Genomic DNA, 18,923 nt, shown 5'->3' on the forward strand with positions numbered 1-18,923 from the left:
GAACAGTTGAGCCTCATCTCTATTGTATTGCTCAATAGTTCTCTACTTGTAGGCATGACATGATGTGGGTAGCCATGATGGGATGTTGTTAAGATTCCCATTATCTAGTCTAACTACTTTCATCAGTCTCCACTACCTCTTTTCTCTTACTGATAACCCTAAGAACCTCAATTTAATATTCTCCTGAAATCCTCCACACACATTTAACCTCCCACACTAGTTCACCCTCAAATACTCATAACACAACTCACTTGTTTATCTTACTCAAACTCTAGATATGAAACACTTCTTTTCATGCGTGCTCCTATGCTGCGGTATAGGAGTGACGCCAAGGATAGCCTATGCTGCGACTTCTTCTCCTCTTCTTCCCGAAAATGACAAAGAAGAAAGAGCGTATGCTCCAAAAGACGGATTCTACCTCGTAGAAACTCCCGAGGACTGCAAACTAGGAGGGAGATATATCTTCGCCAGTTCGGTGTTCTCTTTACAAGACTATATACTCACACAAGATACGGATGTAGCAGTAGACAAAAATAAACATGCTTCCAATATCTTTCCCAAACCAGCTCACATCGTCAATAGTTCTGTGATATACGACGATAATGTAGCACTTAAATATGCTATTTGGCGCTATGAAGAAGGCAAAAACAAAGCGAACAACCTTCTCAATATCGACTCTAATGAACTAATGGCGGTTTGGCAATATTTCAAAGTGTCTACAAATGACCAGTACAACCTTTTCACAGTCCAGAAAAGCAAAGTAAGTAAAGAGATGTCTACTTCTATGTCTTTTAAGGCAACCAAGCCAAAGCCGTACAACGAAAAAACGTGCGAAAGCCCCAAATGGTTTGGATTGTTTTTCTATGATAAGAAGGTATCTGACTGGATTAACTGGTCAAACACTGCAAATGCTTTCAAAGTCTACACCGAGCTCCATACAGAAGAACACATAGAAAAACGAGCATTTCTGATTAATCCAACACGTATCTTCCGACACTTCACAAAAGATGAACTACTGCCTACCACCTATGTAGCAACCAAGACCATCTACTTTACAAGCGCAGGCTACCGCACCTTTTATTCGCAGCACGCCTATACGATTCCAGAAGGTGTAAAAGCCTATTACGCACAGATCGATGGAAATAATCTTAATTTATATCCCATTCAAAATGCGATTCCAGCTTGCACAGCTGTACTGCTCTACAAGGAGCAGGCAGGAGAAGTCAAACTCAATTTAACATTCGACGAAGTCGCCCCCCTCAAGGACGATAATAGTCTGAAAGGAACACGGCACGAACTCTCGGAACAAGAAGTAGATGAATCGCGCTTCAACTATTATGGCTTAACTGTAGACGAAGACAAGCCCAACGATTGGTATTTTGCTCGTATCGAAAGCAGTATTCCTGTGGGAAAGGCAGTACTCGCTTTTAATAAGTCTACAACTCCTAACAAAGCCAATGCAAGAAAGTTGGATTTTGTGGTACACAATGCCCGTCCCACAGCGATAGTTCCTCCAACCTCACCCACACTTGCGCCTGGTTCTTCGCAACCTACGATGACGATATGGGATTTACAAGGACGACCTTTACAACATCCCACTCATGGTCAGCCCTATATCCAAAACGGAAAAGTAAGAATAGGAGAATAAAGCAGCTATAATTAGCTCCATCAAGGGAGCAGAAGCATAAAAAAAGTCCTACTTTCTCGAACATATCGTAGAAAGTAGGACTTTATTTTTGAGAAATTCATCTGCTTTTAAGCCTCGCTCATGCTTCCTTAACGAAGAAATCGCTCAACGAAAAAGGATAAAACGAAACTTTTGTGGATGAATCCCTCTGCTTTTGGATGGTTTATTTCGCTTGAGCTTCAGCGTTTTGGATCATCTGCTGTGAAGCATAGAGATAAACTTCTACGCGACGATTTTCCTTCTTACCAGCAGCAGTGCTGTTATCAGCCACAGGGAAGTTTTCACCATGACCAGTCACCTCACGAATTTGTGTGCTCTTAGCACCCATGCTTTGAAGGTAGTTGCTCACGCTTTGAGCGCGTTGGAGAGAAAGTTGTTGGTTCTTAGCTTGAGATTGCTCTGCAGTGCTGTTTTTCCAGCCAGCGTTGTCAGTGTAACCCATGATAGACACGTCCATGTCACTGTTGGGAACGAGAACTTCGTTAGCAAACTTAGCGAGTGAACTCTTTGCAGAAGGAGAAAGTTGTGAATTACCAGTTGCGAAGAGGATACCACTATCGAAAGTAACTTTCACATACTTCACACCGTTTTGACCTTCGAGAACTTCAGCCTTAGCGTTAGCCACCTTCTCAGCTGCAGCCTTAGCCTTGTCCATGCGGTTACCGATGATTACACCAGCGCCACCACCAACTGCAGTACCAATAGCAGCACCAATAGCAGTACCCTTGCCATCTTTGCTGATGAGGTAACCAGCCAATGCACCGAGTGCTGCACCAGCACCTCCACCGAGGAGACCACCTTTGGCCTTGTTGCTCCATTCACCGCAAGAGGTGAGCATCATAGAGGCGCAAAGCGCAACTGCTGCGAATTTGATTCCTTTCATAATTGAGTTTTTTCTAATGAATACGTTGAGTTGGTGTCCCGATTAGGGAATAATAGTTTAGTAATACGTCAGCATTCTTGTGTTGAATCTCCACCTCTTTACGGCTTTTCAAAAGGAAAGTAGTTTGCTACTCATCCACTCTAGGCAATAATAGGTGATGGAGAAAGAAAGAAGTCTAATCGCTACCAAATCAGAACACTAACTTAGTTATTAATTGATTTTGGGTGCAAAAATACTCATTACTATAGGAGAAGCCAAAGGAATAAAGAAAAAAGTTGTATCTTTGCACGCAAATCCCTAAAGTGTGCGGAATAATCCCACTAAAATTCTCACTATAACTAACAAAATAAGCATTTAGCCATGGAAGATAATCAATTTCCACCTCAAAATCAAGGTAATGCTGATGTGCCCAATCACAATGATGGTGCACAAACCCCTAACCCAAGCGGCTCTAACTCATATAATGGAGCGGCCACTGGAACGATGAATGCTGGTTTCGCACCCAATCCCAACGAAGCTGGTGCACCTTATGGCGCGCCCAACGGAATGGGAATGCCTCCCACTCCTGCAAAGAAGAAAAAGTGGCTTTATTGGTTCATCCCCCTTATGGTGATTATCGTCTTGGGCGGTGGCTTCGCTACATGGAGCTACATAAATGGCAGCCAAAACGAAGAGACTGTCTACTCTACTCTATTGGGCGGCAACGAGAATATCGAAGACTACGAAAACTACCTCAAGCAGTTCCCCGATGGTGTACATGCAGAAGAAGTGCGCGAACGTTTGGCACAGCTCAAAACGATGTATTCAGACTGGACTAGCATCGCCAATAGCGAATATGCTTCCGACTTTGAGCGCTTCAAAGAGCAATATCCCAACAGCCAACTCGTCAAAAAGTGCGAACTCAAAATCGACTCTCTCGACTGGGTGAAGGCGGTTAAGCTCAACACTCCAGAGGCTATGGAAGAATATATGGAAAAGCACCCTGATGGTCGCTATATCTCAGAAGCCGGCATCGCGCAAAGCACGCTCGCCACAAACCTAGTAGATGAGGCAGACCGCAGTGGCATCGCCGAAGTTCTCACAGACTTCTATCGTGCCTTTGCTAACAGTGACGAAGCCACCCTCTGCACATACATCACTCCTACGATGTCTCAGTTCCTCTCCAAGAAGAATGCGACGAAAGCTGATGTGGTAGAACTTGTGAAGCGCACTTACTCTGAAGACATTGAAAACTGCTCATTCGTGCTCAATAACGATTACGAAATCACGAAGAGTGTGAGCAACGATGGCAAAGTAACCTTCAAGGTGAGCTTCAGTGTGGATCAGCATATCCAACGCTCTGGAGAAGGCAAAACTTTTGGTTCTTATACCGCAAACGCCACCCTCACAGGCGATCTCAAGATTTCGTCTTTGACCATGAAGGAAGTTTCTCGTCAGAATCAGTAATTCCTATCTCTAGATATCAAGACTTATATCAATCTATAAAGCAACATATCTATGCTTATTATCAACAATTACGAAGAATTTGCTTCTCATCTCGGACAAGTGCTCGGCACTTCCGAATGGCTTGAAGTGCCACAAGAGCGCATCAACCTCTTTGCCGATGCTACGCTTGACCACCAATGGATTCACGTCGATGCAGAAAAGGCAAAGAGTGGTCCTTTCGGTCAAACCATCGTGCATGGCTACCTCACTCTTTCTTTGCTCCCACACTTGTGGAACGAGATCATCGAAGTGCGTAACCTCAAAATGATGGTAAACTATGGCATGGACAAGATGAAGTTTGGTCAACCCGTGCTTTCAGGTCAGCAAATTCGCCTCACTGCTACGCTTGCTTCTATCGCAGACCTTCGTGGGGTGTGCAAAGCTGAAATCAAATTCACCATCGAGATTAAGGACCAAAAGAAGCCTGCACTCACAGGTGTAGCTACTTTCTTGTACCACTTCGCATAATCTCTTTTTCCCTTCTATACACCGCGTGTGGACTGTGGTTGCTGTATGACACGGAGCACAACTAGTTCTCTCTGTTGACAAGGCACACCAGTCTACACGCGATGTCCATTCTCTCTATCCATTAAACTCTTTCCACCCACTACCAATGGACACCTATCGCACCATTTCCGAAGCTGGCGAAGCCATTTACACCGAAAAACGGAGTAAATTTATCGCCTATGCTGAACACGTTGCCGATGAGGAGGCTGTGAAAAAACGGGTGGCAGAACTGCGCAAACAATATTATGACGCGCGCCATGTATGCTATGCCTATGCACTTGGCAACGATGCTAGTGTCACACGCGCTAACGACGATGGGGAGCCTTCTGGCACTGCTGGGCGTCCTATACTCGGACAAATACGTTCTGCTGATCTCACCTTCACGCTCGTGGTAGTGATACGCTATTTTGGCGGTGTCAAATTAGGCACTGGAGGTTTGGTGGTAGCTTACAAAACTGCTGCTGCCGAAGCCATAGAAGCAGCCACACACGAAGAAAAGATAGTGATGCAACGATTTGTCATTGAGGTGCCTTATACAGAAGCCGACACTGCCATGCGCTTCATTCGCGATGGAGAAGGTGAAGTGGTGGGACGCGACTATACAGCCACTCATCAGATTCTCACCATCGAGGTACGAACATCCCTTCTTGCACCGCTACAGGAACGCTTAACCAAGATTTATTCTTTGACGATTAAAGACGAGAAGGACGCATAAAACTTAGATATTTCTCAACTCCCTCAGCCTATCCTCTGCTGAAACAGAGGTCGGCGCTAAGGATTACAACAAAAAGTGACCGCTAATTTGTCAACTACTATACAAATTAGCGGTCACTTTATTATAGACCTCAGGATGGAATCTTAATCCTGTTTTTACTTATTGATTCGTATCTTTAGAAGATGTTTCACCTTCCTACCAAGCACGTTGTCATTTGCACTCGGTTATCTTTGCCGACCTAAGAAGATGACACAGCCTCTTATCCAACCCAAACAGTTCTAGTCGCGCTTACGAGCAGGGAGAGCATCCGAACTTAAATTGCCGTTGGCATCAAAAAGTCCATAAGTGGTACGAAGCACCCGAAACTCCGTGCGACGATTCAACGCATTGCAGACTTCTTGTTGTTCGGGAGTGAGCTTTAATATAAACTCTGTGGTCAATGTGTCGTTTTCGTGCAAGAAGGGTTGTTCTTCAGCCAGGCGGCGATTCACCACTTTCGGCACTGTTTTTCCATAACCTTTCGCAGTAAGACGGTCGCGAGCTATGCCTTTTGACAAAAGATATTGCACCACACTCTCAGCACGTCGTTGGGATAGATTGATATTATACGCCTCATTACCGCGATAGTCTGTATGGGCAGCCAATTCAATGGTGATGTGCGGATTATCGGTGAGCAATTTCGCCAAACGCTCCAAAGCAGGAGCAGACTCTGGGGAAACCTCTGCCTTGTCAAAAGGATAAAACACATTGCGCACCAACACTGGAATATTCATCGAAGGAAGAGGGAATTGCAAGACATATTGATGCTCCTCGTTGAAAATCGAATCTACCTTAAGTTGATTGGGGAAATTGAGATAACCATTGCAAGATGCCAGGAAGACATACCGCACCCCAGGTTGTACCTCTTGTTCAAACGAACCATCGGGCTTCACGGGAAGTTTGAGGTTAGTGCCATCACTTCCCACCATCTGCACTTGTGCAGCAGGAAGTTCATATCCATCTTGTTCGTACACCCAACCTTTCACAGTGAGCAAGCGTTCAGGATAGGAGAACTCAAATATTTTGTCCCATCCTCTACCTCCGGTCGTGCGTGATGATGAGAAATAGCCACGATTGTGGAGTCCATCAAAGGTGATGCCAAAATCATTGCCTGCTGAATTCATGGGTGCAGGCAAATGCTCCACCTGCCACTCATGTAGCAAAGTGTCTTCTTGAGCAAAGAATAAGTCTAAGCCACCCAAGCCGCCACGACCATCGCTTGAGAAATACAAAGTGCCATTAGGGCGAAAACTAGGAAAACTCTCATTACCTGGAGTGTTTACCGAGGCACCTAGATTTTCAATAATCCCCACACCTTTTCCCTGACGGATATCAGCGCGCCAAAGATCAAGTCCTCCGTAACCCCCAGGCATGTCGGAAGTAAAATATAACCACTTTCCATCGGGAGAAACTGCAGGATGTGCATAACTAGACAAGGTATCTGTACCAATTTTCAGCACTTGTGGTTTACCCCAAGTAGCTTCACTGCGCTGTGTAGTCCAAATCTCCGCCATGCGAGGATATTGTGGATGCGTTGGGCAAACAGTTAGATACATCGTCTTACCATCGGGTGAAAAGGCTACGGCACCTTCATCTTGCGCGGTGTTAATGGACACAACTGGTTCTGGGGTTTTCCAACGCCCTTTTTCATCCAATTGTACGAAAAACACATCCCCATTCTTTTGCGCTGTAATGCCAGAAACATCATTACCCAAAACAGCAGAACGCGTGGTGGTGAAATAGAGTTGTTGCTCTTTACCCTGCCCCAAAAGCATAGGAGCGTAATCACTCCGATTGCCATTAAACTGAGCAGCGGCTTTCACCGTATAGAGCGATGTCTCTCCGCGTTCAGCTATCGCCTTTTTCGCTTGTAACATCCCTTGCTCCGCACGTTTTTGTGCAGCAGCAAGCGTACTATTGTCTGGAGAAAGTTTAGATTGATTTTCAAAAGCGGTCAATGCTCCTTTGTAATCACCTTGGAGCATAGCCATTTGCCCTTGGCGTAGAAACGTCAAGGTGTCAGTGAGATGATAACGCTCAGCCGTGCGAAACGCAGCAAGCGCTCGTGAAGATGCTCCATAGCGACGATAGCTTTCGCCCAAGGCATAAGCCAAACGCGCACGCCTCGCCTTCTCACTAGGGGGAGTAAGGCGATAAGCTTGCTGATAATGCGAAGCAGCTTCGGCATATTCTCCAATAGCTAGGGCATGTCGGGCTCGAATTTCGCTCTTTTCGGCAGAGCCGCAACTAGCGACAAATGTGAAAACTGCGAGCCCAAGGAGGGTAAACAGGATATTTCTCTGCATAGGCAACAAAGATAACAGAAAAAGTCGGATTTTAGTGCCTTAGAAATGCATTTTTTGATGAAAAAAGTTGTACTTTTGCTCTTGTGAAGGGCTAACTTCGGTGGAAGTACTCTAGGGACGCGCGAAATAACAATTCTGCACCCCTCTTTTGTGAGGGTTGTTTCTTGCCATTTAGCGCTAATATTCGGGACTATATTAGAAGGCATTGGCACAAATGTTCTATCATCCCCCCTTGCCAAAGCTTACCCTCCACACACGAAGTACACTTAAAAATTCAATTGTTTCACCTAAACAACCATTATATCTCATGCTTAAGCAAATCACCAATGGTCGCATCCTCACGGCCGAAGGTTGGCTCGAAGGCGGTAGTATTATCGTCGAAGAGGGCAAAATCCTTGAGGTATCCAACAACGCACTTCCCGTAGTGGGTGCAGAAATCATTGACGCTAAAGGATGCGACATTGTGCCTGGCGGCATTGAACTTCACATCCACGGTGGCGGTGGTCGCGACTTCATGGAAGGCACAGAAGACGCTTTCCGCACTGCGGTAGAAGCTCACATGCACTGGGGCACAACTGCCATTTTCCCCACTCTTTCTTCTAGTAAACGCGAATGGATTGACCGCGCCATCAAGACTTGCGAAAAGTTGATGGCTGAACCCGGTAGCCCCATCATGGGTCTCCACCTCGAAGGTCCTTACTTTAACCTCAAGAAAGCTGGCGCGCAGATGCCCGACATCATTCGCAATCCAGACAAGAAGGAATATGAAGAGATTTTTGCTTCTACCAACTGCATCAAGCGTTGGGACGCTGCTCCAGAACTTCCTGGTGCAGAAGATTTCTTCAAATGCTGCGTAAAGAATAATTGTGTGGCGTCTATTGCTCACACCGATGGCGGATGGGAAGATGTGAAACGCGCTTACGATGCTGGTGCACGTTTGGCTACTCACTTCACCAATGCTATGAGTATGCTCCGCAAAGACCGCGAATTTAAGAAGGTGGGTGTTGTGGAAAGTGTGTTTGCGCTCAAAGATTTCAATGTTGAAGTCATCTGCGATGGCATTCACGTTCCTCCCGTGCTTGTGCGCGAAATTTTTAATGCAAAAGGTGTGGACAATATGTGCCTCATCACGGACTCCCTCGCTGTGAGTGCTATTCCCGAAGGAAGCGACGTTGATCCAGGCATCATCGACCCACGCACCATCATCGAAGATGGCGTTTGCAAACTTTCTGACCGCAGCGCATTGGCTGGTTCTATTTCTACGATGGACCGTCTTGTGCGTACCGCCGTGCAAGAAGCGGGTATCTCTATGCTCGATGCTTGCCGCATGATTGGCGAAATGCCTGCACGCTTCATGGGTATTGACGATCGCAAAGGTTTCCTCAAAAAGGGATACGACGCGGACATCATCATGTTTGACCAAGATCAACAACTTAAGTTTGTGATGCAAAACGGTAACGTGAAGCGCTGCGAACTTTAATTTATAGCCTCTCTCACGAAGGCCTATGCTTTCGTGGGAGAGTTTTTCTTTTTTAGTCCCCTTTTCTAACCAAGGAGCCGCCATGACGCCCTTAGGAGATGGGACTTTATAACACGGCATATCCTCTATCGTAGCGCACGAAAATCTGAATTACAGCACGATTGTCAGCTTTTTGACAATGCGCCAAACGATGATTACCAAGGTGTTTAGACCGCACCTCAATGAAAACGTATTTTCTTATCTCTAAACCGCTCTTACTCCTATGAGTTTCAACATTGTTGTGCTTGCAAAGCAAGTGCCCGACACACGCAACGTGGGAAAAGACGCAATGACTCCTCAAGGCACGGTGAACCGCGCTGCACTTCCAGCGATTTTCAACCCTGAGGATCTAAATGCGCTTGAACAGGCGTTGCGCATCAAAGACAAATTTCCCGACACTCGCATCACCATTCTCACTATGGGTTTGCCGAAAGCTGCCGACATTTTGCGCGAAGGCCTTTTCCGTGGCACTGACGCTGGTGTCTTGGTCACAGATCGCGCCCTTGCAGGGGCTGATACGTTGGCAACTTCTTATGTGTTGTCACAGACCATTCGCAAGATGGGCAAGGTGGATTTGGTAATCGGTGGTCGCCAAGCCATTGACGGGGACACTGCACAAGTGGGACCGCAGGTGGCACAAAAATTGGGCATTGACCAAGTGACCTATGTGGAAGAAATCAACGAAATCACAGACAAACATCTCGTGGTTACTCGAAGAATTGACGGAGGTATCGAACAAGTGAAGGCTCCCTTGCCTTTGATGCTCACCGTGACTGGCTCGGCTGCGCCATGTCGTCCTCGAAATGCAAAGTTAGTGATGCGCTACAAACGCGCACTTGTGGAGGCGGAACGCAATACGCTTCCCGAAAAATATGCACAACAATGGGAGTCACGTCCTGAACTCCACCTCACGCAATGGGGAGCAGCAGACATTGATGCTGACTTGGCACAATGCGGACTCACAGGCTCACCAACCAAAGTGAAGAGCGTGCAAAATGTGGTCTTTGCCACCAAAGAAAGCAAGCGACTCTCGGCTAGCGATGGCGACATCGAAGCCTTAATCACCGAACTCTTAGACAGTCACACCATCGGATAAGCCATGAACAAGAACGAAAATAACAGTGTCTACGTATATTGCGAGCTGGAAGGTAAGCAAATAGAAGAAGTGAGTTTTGAACTCCTCACCAAAGGTAGAAAGTTAGCCAATGAATTAGGGGTCAAACTGGAAGCTGTAGTGGCTGGAAGTGGCATCAAAGGCGAGGTGGAAGCGCAGATTTTGCCTTATGGTGTGGACGTGCTACACGTCTTTGACGCTCCTTATCTTTCTCCTTACACTACGCGCCCTCATACGGCTGTTTTAGTGAAACTTTTTGAACGCGAACAACCACAAATTTGTTTGATGGGAGCTACTTCCATCGGACGCGATTTGGGACCTAGAGTGAGTTCTTCGCTCACCAGTGGTTTGACGGCAGATTGCACCGCTTTGGAAATTGGCAACTTCGAAGACAAGAAGAATAAAAAGACTTACGAAAACCTTCTCTATCAAATCCGCCCTGCTTTTGGCGGTAACATTGTGGCAACGATTATCAATCCCGACAATCGCCCTCAAATGGCTACCGTGCGCTCTGGTGTGATGAAAGCTGAGGTGCTGGATGCTGCCTACAAGGGTGAGGTGATTTATGAAGACGCCGATGCTTTTGTGGCTGCTGAAGACAAACTCGTTGAGGTGATTCACCGTCAGGTGGAAAAAGCGCAAAACAACCTCAAAGGTGCGCCCATCGTTGTGGCTGGAGGTTATGGCGTGGGTTCCAAAGAGAATTTTGACTTGCTCCGCAAATTAGCTAACGAACTTCACGGAGAAGTTGGTGCAAGCCGCGCTGCGGTGGATGCAGGCTTCGCCAATCACGAAGAACAAATTGGACAAACAGGGGTTACGGTTCGTCCTAAAGTCTACATTGCTTGTGGCATCTCTGGTGCTATCCAGCACGTGGCAGGTATGAAAGAAAGTGGCATTCTGATTTCCATCAACACTGACCCCAACGCTCCCATCAACGACATCGCTGACTATGTCATCACGGGGAGCGTGGAAGAAGTAGTGCCCAAAATGATTCAGTACTACAAACAACACAGCAAATAATGTTGAGCACTTCAAGAGGAGGCCAGAAAAACGGAACTATTGTTCCTTTACTTGTTTCCTTGGCTCATTATCCTATAAAAAATTATGGCTAATCATTATACGGATCATCCCGAACTCCAATTTGAACTTCGCCATCCTGAGATGGAGCGTATTGTTGCGCTTAAAGAACGCGACTTCCGCGATGCGTCAGATTTTGACACTGCTCCCCTCGACTTTGAAGATGCGATGGATACCTATCAACGCACACTCGACATTGTCGGAGAAATAGCTGGTACTATTATCGCTGACAACGCAGAGGGTGTGGACTTGGAAGGACCTCACCACGAAGGCAGTCGCGTGCGCTATGCGAGTGGCACTCAACGAAATCTTGATGCTATGGTGCAAGCTGGGCTCAATGGTATGACTATGCCACGTCGCTACAATGGCTTGAATTTTCCCATCACGCCTTATACGATGTGCGCAGAACTTGTTGCGGCTTCTGATGCTGGGTTTGGCAACATTTGGTCGTTGCAAGACTGCATTGAAACTTTGTACGAATTTGGCAACGAGGATCAACACGCGCGCTTCATTCCTCGCGTGGCTGAAGGGGCTACTATGTCTATGGACTTGACAGAACCCGATGCGGGTAGCGACCTCCAAAGCGTGATGCTCAAAGCCACCTATTCTGAAGAAGAGGGTTGCTGGTTGCTCAACGGCGTGAAACGCTTCATCACCAATGGCGATGCTGACATTCACCTTGTTTTGGCACGCTCTGAAGAAGGTACTACCGATGGTCGTGGTTTGTCGATGTTTATCTATGACAAACGCAATGGCGGAGTGGATGTGCGCCGCATTGAAAACAAATTGGGCATCCACGGCAGTCCTACTTGTGAACTGGTTTATAAAAACGCGAAGGCTGAACTCTGCGGTGCTACGCGTATGGGACTCATCAAATATGTGATGGCGCTGATGAACGGTGCACGACTGGGCATTGCTGCACAATCTGTGGGTTTGTCGCAAGCGGCTTACAACGAAGCTTTGTCGTATGCGCGCGAACGTGAACAGTTTGGTAAGGCTATTATTGAGATTCCGGCGGTATATGATATGCTGTCGACAATGAAAGCTAAACTAGATGCAGGTCGTGCCTTGCTCTATCATTGCGCACGCTGCGTGGATGTGTACAAAGCACTGGAAGATATTTCTCGCGAACGAAAGCTCACTCCCGAAGAACGCAACGAGATGAAGGCTTTCAACAAACTGGCTGACTCTCTCACGCCTTTGGCTAAGGGTATGAACTCTGAGTTCTGCAATCAAAATGCTTATGATGCGCTGCAAATTCACGGTGGTTCTGGCTTTATGATGGACTATCCTATTCAGCGCATTGCGCGTGACGCTCGCATCACCAGCATCTACGAAGGAACAACGCAACTCCAAGTTGTGGCTGCCATTCGTTTTGTGATGAATGGTTCTTATTCTGCTCAACTGCAAGAGTGGGAGTCTAAAGAAGTATCTGAAGAAATGCGTCCATTGCAGGCAGTTGCTCAGCGTCTTTCCTGCTTGTTCAACGAAGCTGTGGCGCGTGTGAAAGAGGTTGGCGAACAAGAATTTCAAGACCTCTGTGCTCGTCATTTGGTGGAAATGGCTGCGAATGCTTTGATGCTTCACCTTCTTCTCTACAACGCTTCGCAATCTCCTGAACTCTTTGCAAAATCTGCCCGTGTGTTTGCGAGATTTGCTGAATCTGAGGCTGCCAAACATCACCTCTTTGTGATGAGCCTTACCGCGGAAGAAGTGGAAACTTATCGTCACAACTAGCGTTTCTCTCTCTTTCAACTCCATCGTTGATTGGATCAACAGAGAATTTTCAGACGAATGGATACCGAGCCAGGCAAACTGATTGTCAGTAGAAGTAGGTTTGCGCCAATCGTTAAGAGGGACTGACTCCTTGACTTGTTTCGTCGGATGCAAGCTGAAATTCTCTTTTTTCTCTCTCACTGACGAGTGGATTTCACATCCCCTAGTTAGGAGACTGAAATGTTAAATTCGGGAGGGGAAATGGTGCTAGTTTTCTTGGTACTGAAGGTTTTCTCCTCATTCTCTTTTCGACTTCCGTTTCTATCCATCGAACATTTCAAACGATTAAACAAGAAATAAGGCTGAACCCAAATGCAGGTTCAGCCTTATGTATGTGTAAAGTCGCGTGAGATATTGATTTCGCGTGAAACCACGCAAACAGATTAGGGTGTTTTATAAAGGGCAAACTGCTGCGTTATTTTCGATATTCAGCTTTGGTCACGTACCTCAGTACGCTCCCTTCAGCCTCAATCTCAATGCCTTGCATTTTATCCCTTTATCAAATACCAAACGGAATTGCTGTATTATCGACTACGCTCAAATGTAATCTCGTAGAAATAAGGATGAGTGCGGTTCTGTGCCACGCTATGTCCTTCGGTGCTAGGGACAATAATGCGCACTTTTGCAATCTCATCATTAGCAGAAAGCTGACGTCCCAATTTTAGATAAGGCAGTGGAAGAAGCCAACCAGAAGGAACTTTCGTGCCATAGAATCTACGCATGATGCCAGAAGTAAAGACACCTGTGAGCGAACCACTGTTGTTTTGTAAGCTCATCACGTCGGGTGAAGCGGCATCGCTACCATAGAGGTTGCTGGAGCGAATGCTGTCGGTAGCAATATTATACTCGATATAACGACATAACAACATGGCGTGTTCACCATTTTTGAGCGCAGAGCCTGTTCCGCGACGCACAAATTGTGCATAAACACCAGCCCCCGCAAAGAGTACATACTCATTTTTGCTCACATCGGTTGTGGTATCTTGGGCGAAGAATTGTGCTTCTGTGATTACCTTAATATTTCCTGGCACATTCAGCAAGGTGCGTTGGTATTCGTTGTCCTGCACCTTCGCTCCATGACTGAGGAATGAGTTAATCTGAGTATTTTCGCGCTCACGACGTTCGGCATAGGTTTCTTCCTTGTCACAAGAGAGGAAGGTGAAAGTCGCAACTAAGGCGAAGGCTATCGCAGAAAAAAAGCGTTGGATCATATTCAAAAAGTAGAAAAATGGAGACAAACGTCTGTTTGAAAGAAGCAAAGTTACAAAAAACTTCTGGTACTATGCGGAATAATACGAGAAAAAGTCTGCAGCATCACCATACCTAGAAGCCTAAATCCAAACCAACAGAGAGATACTCATTGAATTGGAAGAAGCTAGAATTGTCTCTGCGCTTCACCCCATCATCAAATCTAGGAAAGAGAAACAACTTTGTAGAGAGATGCTTGTTGGCACGTAGGGCAATCGTGTTTTCCCACTCTGCTTGCACTTTCGAATAGCTTGTAAAGGCATAAAAACGAGTGCTCCATTGGAACCAACTATTGGGTGTCCAGCGCATATTGACCGTTACCGTGGAACCAAGATTCAAATGAGAATGCTTCCCTTTCTCCACACCATATCGCTCTGAAAGCGCAAGTCGATCTACGTATTTGTAGTTGGCAGCTATAGGCGACATCGTGGCAGAGACTTCAAACTTAGGAGTCTTATACTTGTAGTCCATACCGATGGAGAAGACCGTCTCAATAGGTGAAATAAAGTCTGAGAAAACGCGCGATTTGTTCGCTTGATAGCCTGGATAAAACTGCGTCCAGGTTTGAAGCATAGCCGTATAATACCAATGTTTGAAAGCTTCTAAGCCTAATTTATTGGTAAGGCGGAGCAGGTCGGCATTTGTTTTATACTTATGCAACGAATCTGACTGGGAAGTTTGGAAACCCAACTTCATCTCTAGCTTATTGGTAAACGTAAACTTCTGTTTATTGTCGTAGTTGGCTTCAAAAACAGCAGCAGTCAAGAAAGAGTTGTGATCTTCTCCACCTTTGTACCAGTTGTCAGAAACCAAGTACTGCATAAATTCCAAAGAGAAATTTCCCTTAAATGTCCAGAAATTAGGACGATGAATTTGCAGTGCTAAGGGTTCAAAGTCCTGCCATTGTGCCAACTGCTGTGCACTCACCTTAGGAGGAGTTGCAGGTTTTCCTTTATCAGTAGGCAAAGTCGAAGGTTTTGCGACTACGGATTTATTTCTGTCGCCCTTATAATAGGACAAATTGTAGTGAACAAGCTCAGGATGCGTTGCATACGCGTACATCAACGCCTGCGCAATGCCACTTTGCAAAGAGGGCGAACCAGATTGCAACGAGCCCAATTCCAGTTGCACTGGAAAACGATAGAAGGTGCTGGATGCAAACAAGGGGAAATAATAAGGATTTTCAAGATTGTCTGTATCACTGGGCGCACTTGCTTCCAATGACTTATTCAGACTATCCAACGCCAAAGTATAACGTTGACCGATGGTAGTCAACGAATCCTCGAGCGCATTGGTGTGCACTTTAGTACTGCGCCGTGACGACTGCGCAAAACTTCCTAGGGTTAGGCTACAAAAGCTCAGCAAAATAGCTGTAAACTTCAAATTCATAGTCTTTGTATTGTCTGTTTAGCTCAAAATGTCCGTTTCTTTTCTCTGCTACTAGGGTGACACCCAGAGAGGGGCTGCGCACAATGCGTCTATCGCAGCATTTTAGAAGAGAACCTCCAAAGAGCAATATCAAGAATGTATGCCTCGAGCATTGAGTGCGGCTGCATACTTGGCTGCATTCTTTTGGTGCTCAGCATAAGTGGTTGCAAAATTATGGCTACCTGAAAAATCCTCTTTAGCACACATATAGAGATAATCGTGAGCAGCGCGGTGCAACACAGCATTGATACTCTCTACTGATGGGATGCAAATAGGACCAGGGGGCAATCCTTTCTGTTTGTAGGTATTGTAAGGGCTATTCACTTTGAGATGCTCATGCAAGATGCGACGCAAAGTGAAATCTCCCAGTGCAAACTTCACCGTGGGGTCGGCTTGCAAAGGCATATTTTGATTCAAACGATTCAGGTACATCCCTGCCACCATTGGTTTTTCGGGATTATACGCTGTTTCTTGTTCCACTATCGAAGCCACTGTTGTCACTTCGTCGGGAGTGAGTCCCAATTCTTTTGCCTCATTCGTGCGTCTCTTATTCCAAAAACTTTTATACTCTTGGTGCATACGCGCAAGCACCGATTGAGGACTAGAAGTCCAGAATATCTCATATGTGTTGGGCACAAAAAGACATAGGGCGGTAGCCGGAGTTTTGTGGTATTTTGCCAACAATGCACTATCATTCAAGGCAGCTTCAAAGTCTTCTGCACTCGCTTGAAAGTTCTTGCCCAAGAAAACAGCCAAATCATGGTTAGTGCGTAACACAGGAATGGTGAGTCGCACAGGAGCTTGCTTGCCATTTCTCAGATTTCTATACACTTGCAAGATGGAAACAGAGTTTCCCACTTCATAGCGCCCCGCTTTGATGTGCTTAGGGTAACCTGTTACCACATTGAGCATTGCAAAAACAGGTCGTGCCAAGACGGAGCGATCGGGATTCGTCTTGACATAAACAGAATCGATGGTATCGTCTTTATCTAGAAAGATGATACGCGATTCGCTCACAGAGAAATTACCAAACAAAGCTCGGCTCACAATGACAATGAATATCAATGCCAAAAAGATAATCAGATAAAGCTTCTTATTCTTTTCCATATAAAAAATAGAGAGATAGGTATGTCTGAACTACGAACGTATTATCAAAACTACAGCAAAAACTCCGTCTATAAGAGGAATGACTCTGTCTGAAACCAGGCGAAGTAGCCAATATGCAGCGACAAAATTACACAAAAATATCGGTCTATGTGCAGTTTATTCTCGCTTTCTCCTTGCTAAGTCTCAAAAATATTGTACTTTTGCACATATCGTAGCTCTTTGCGCAAATAGATTATTTCTACTTTTTGCCATTTTTGAGCAGGAATACCCCATTTCTAATCTTGCTCCCCAAAGTTAGACATAACATCTACATTGTTTCAATGGAATACCAATATAAAGACTTTAATCGTCTAATTCAAGAAAGCCTTTGCACCCACTGGGATCGCAACGCGTTAACCGACTACAATGGTAGCACGTTACAGTATAAAGATGTAGCGCGCAAGATTGCAAAACTTCATATCCTTTTTGAGACTGCTGGCATTCACCCTGGTGATAAAATCGCGATTTGTGGCCGCAACTCCTCACAGTGGGCGGTAGCTTTCTTAGCAATCCTCACCTATCGTGCAGTGGCAGTGCCCATCCTCCACGAGTTTAAGCACGAACAAGTGCACAACATTGTCAACCACTCCGAAGCTCGTTTGCTCTTCGTAGGAGATATGGTGTACAATGACCTCAAAGGAGATAAAGAAGAATATTTGGCAGAAGAAATGCCCAATCTTGAGGGGATCATCTACATCCCCGACTTCATGCTCAAATTGAGCCGCAACGAAGAACTCACTGCTGCTCGCGAACGTCTTAATGCTCTCTATGGTGAGCGCTATCCCAAGTACTTCCGCAAAGAGCACGTTGTCTACCGTGAGGCTCCTAATGGTGAAGACTTAGCGATGATCAACTACACCTCTGGTACAACTTCAAATTCTAAAGGTGTATTGATTCCCTATCGTGCTGTATGGTCTAATTATGAGTTTGCGACTGAAGTACTTGGAGACAAGGTGAAACCAGGAGATAGCATCATCTCTATGCTCCCCATGGCTCACATGTATGGCATGGCTTTTGAATTCCTCTTTGAATTCCTCTTTGGTCTCCACGTACATTACCTTACAAGCAAACCAACTCCGAAGATTATTGTTCAAGCCTTTGCAGCTGTCAAGCCTAAAGTGGTCATTAGCGTACCCCTCATCATTGAGAAAATCATCAAGAAGATGGTGATGCCCAAACTGGAGACGCCTTCAATGAAGATTCTTTTACGTTTGCCCATCATCAGCGACCGCATTTTGACGAAGGTAAAAACGGCTATCCAACAAGTATTTGGTGGAGAATTCTACGAAATCATCGTTGGGGGTGCGGCTCTCAACAAAGAAGTGGAACAATTCCTTCACCGTATTGGCTTCAACTACACCGTCGGTTATGGTGCCACAGAATGTGCACCCATCATCACCTACGAAGACTGGAGTAAGTTTGCACTTGGCTCATGTGGTAAGGCTGCGCCTCGCATGGAAGTGCGTATCGACAGTCCCGATCCCACACACGTAGTTGGTGAAATCCTCGCACGTGGTGCCAACGTAATGTTGGGATACTACAAGAATCCCGAAGCGACAGCCCAAACCATTGATGCCGATGGTTGGTATCACACGGGCGACTTGGGCGTCCTCGATGCAGAAGGTAACCTCTATATCCGTGGTCGCAGCAAAAATATGCTTCTCGGTGCAAGTGGACAAAACATCTATCCCGAAGAAATCGAAGACAAGCTCAACACGCTTCCCTTTGTCATGGAGAGCATTGTGATTCAAAAAGGAGAAAAGCTCTATGCGCTGATTCATCCTGATTATGACGAAGCGCAAAAGGCAGCTCTTAGCGAAGAAGACCTCCAAAAACAAATGGAAGAAAATCGCCGCGAACTCAACGCAATGGTCAATAGCTACGAGCAAATCTCTGGTTTCCGTCTCTATGAAGAAGAATTTGAGAAAACGCCCAAGCGTTCTATCAAACGCTTCCTCTATGCTGATGCTGAAATTTAAGCTAAGCATCA

General features: G+C 45.9%; 14 protein-coding genes. 9 read left to right on the forward strand and 5 right to left on the reverse strand.

Annotated elements, in window-relative coordinates; translation table 11 throughout:
• The first annotated feature begins 277 nt into the window (after positions 1 to 277).
• Positions 278 to 1,648, forward strand: coding sequence for a hypothetical protein (locus tag BQ2633_RS02430; RefSeq protein WP_075564862.1), 1,371 nt, complete (start codon positions 278 to 280; stop codon positions 1,646 to 1,648).
• Between the two features lie 202 nt (positions 1,649 to 1,850).
• Here the strand turns inward: BQ2633_RS02430 and BQ2633_RS02435 are convergent, their stop codons facing one another.
• Positions 1,851 to 2,570, reverse strand: a complete 720-nt coding sequence (locus tag BQ2633_RS02435; protein ID WP_075564863.1) for an OmpA family protein — start codon at positions 2,568 to 2,570, stop codon at positions 1,851 to 1,853.
• A gap of 360 nt (positions 2,571 to 2,930) precedes the next feature.
• Between BQ2633_RS02435 and BQ2633_RS02440 the strand changes: the two genes are divergently transcribed.
• The 3 genes from BQ2633_RS02440 (at position 2,931) to BQ2633_RS02450 (ending at position 5,277) form a co-directional block, all read left to right on the forward strand.
• Entirely contained in the window at positions 2,931 to 4,016 is a 1,086-nt protein-coding gene (locus BQ2633_RS02440; RefSeq protein WP_075564864.1) for an outer membrane protein assembly factor BamD, read from the forward strand.
• Positions 4,017 to 4,061: 45 nt separating this feature from the next.
• The gene (locus BQ2633_RS02445; protein WP_141700112.1) at positions 4,062 to 4,523 is read left to right on the forward strand and encodes a MaoC family dehydratase; all 462 of its coding nucleotides are present in this window, start codon (positions 4,062 to 4,064) and stop codon (positions 4,521 to 4,523) included.
• Between the two features lie 145 nt (positions 4,524 to 4,668).
• Positions 4,669 to 5,277, forward strand: a complete 609-nt coding sequence (locus BQ2633_RS02450) for an IMPACT family protein (RefSeq protein WP_075564866.1) — start codon at positions 4,669 to 4,671, stop codon at positions 5,275 to 5,277.
• Between the two features lie 278 nt (positions 5,278 to 5,555).
• Here BQ2633_RS02450 and porE read toward each other — a convergent pair whose 3' ends face one another.
• On the reverse strand, positions 5,556 to 7,622 hold the full coding sequence (gene porE / locus BQ2633_RS02455; RefSeq protein ID WP_075564867.1) for a PorE family type IX secretion system protein: 2,067 nt from the start codon (positions 7,620 to 7,622) through the stop codon (positions 5,556 to 5,558).
• Positions 7,623 to 7,929: 307 nt separating this feature from the next.
• Here porE and nagA point away from each other — a divergent pair, with 307 nt between their 5' ends.
• The 4 genes from nagA (at position 7,930) to BQ2633_RS02475 (ending at position 13,072) form a co-directional block, all read left to right on the forward strand.
• Positions 7,930 to 9,102 (forward strand): N-acetylglucosamine-6-phosphate deacetylase, encoded by a 1,173-nt coding sequence (gene nagA, locus BQ2633_RS02460; protein WP_075564868.1) that lies wholly within the window; start codon positions 7,930 to 7,932, stop codon positions 9,100 to 9,102.
• Positions 9,103 to 9,364: 262 nt separating this feature from the next.
• Positions 9,365 to 10,237: an electron transfer flavoprotein subunit beta/FixA family protein gene (locus tag BQ2633_RS02465; protein ID WP_075564869.1), complete on the forward strand. Its 873-nt coding sequence runs from the start codon at positions 9,365 to 9,367 to the stop codon at positions 10,235 to 10,237.
• A gap of 3 nt (positions 10,238 to 10,240) precedes the next feature.
• Positions 10,241 to 11,278 (forward strand): electron transfer flavoprotein subunit alpha/FixB family protein, encoded by a 1,038-nt coding sequence (locus BQ2633_RS02470; RefSeq protein ID WP_075564870.1) that lies wholly within the window; start codon positions 10,241 to 10,243, stop codon positions 11,276 to 11,278.
• Positions 11,279 to 11,362: 84 nt separating this feature from the next.
• Positions 11,363 to 13,072: an acyl-CoA dehydrogenase family protein gene (locus BQ2633_RS02475; protein WP_075564871.1), complete on the forward strand. Its 1,710-nt coding sequence runs from the start codon at positions 11,363 to 11,365 to the stop codon at positions 13,070 to 13,072.
• A gap of 563 nt (positions 13,073 to 13,635) precedes the next feature.
• Here the strand turns inward: BQ2633_RS02475 and bamK are convergent.
• The 3 genes from bamK to mltG form a co-directional block, all read right to left on the reverse strand.
• On the reverse strand, positions 13,636 to 14,322 hold the full coding sequence (gene bamK / locus BQ2633_RS02480) for a BamK family beta-barrel-assembly machinery protein (protein ID WP_075564872.1): 687 nt from the start codon (positions 14,320 to 14,322) through the stop codon (positions 13,636 to 13,638).
• 112 nt (positions 14,323 to 14,434) lie between these two features.
• Positions 14,435 to 15,748: a DUF3078 domain-containing protein gene (locus BQ2633_RS02485; RefSeq protein ID WP_083233907.1), complete on the reverse strand. Its 1,314-nt coding sequence runs from the start codon at positions 15,746 to 15,748 to the stop codon at positions 14,435 to 14,437.
• Between the two features lie 129 nt (positions 15,749 to 15,877).
• A complete protein-coding gene (mltG, locus tag BQ2633_RS02490) occupies positions 15,878 to 16,894 on the reverse strand; it encodes an endolytic transglycosylase MltG (RefSeq protein ID WP_075564873.1) in 1,017 nt (338 codons plus the stop codon).
• A gap of 320 nt (positions 16,895 to 17,214) precedes the next feature.
• Between mltG and BQ2633_RS02495 the strand changes: the two genes are divergently transcribed.
• Positions 17,215 to 18,912, forward strand: a complete 1,698-nt coding sequence (locus BQ2633_RS02495) for an AMP-binding protein (RefSeq protein WP_075564874.1) — start codon at positions 17,215 to 17,217, stop codon at positions 18,910 to 18,912.
• The last annotated feature ends 11 nt before the right edge of the window (positions 18,913 to 18,923 follow it).

The organism is Ihuprevotella massiliensis (genome assembly GCA_900095835.1).
Classification (GTDB): Bacteria; Bacteroidota; Bacteroidia; order Bacteroidales; family Bacteroidaceae; genus Alloprevotella; species Alloprevotella massiliensis.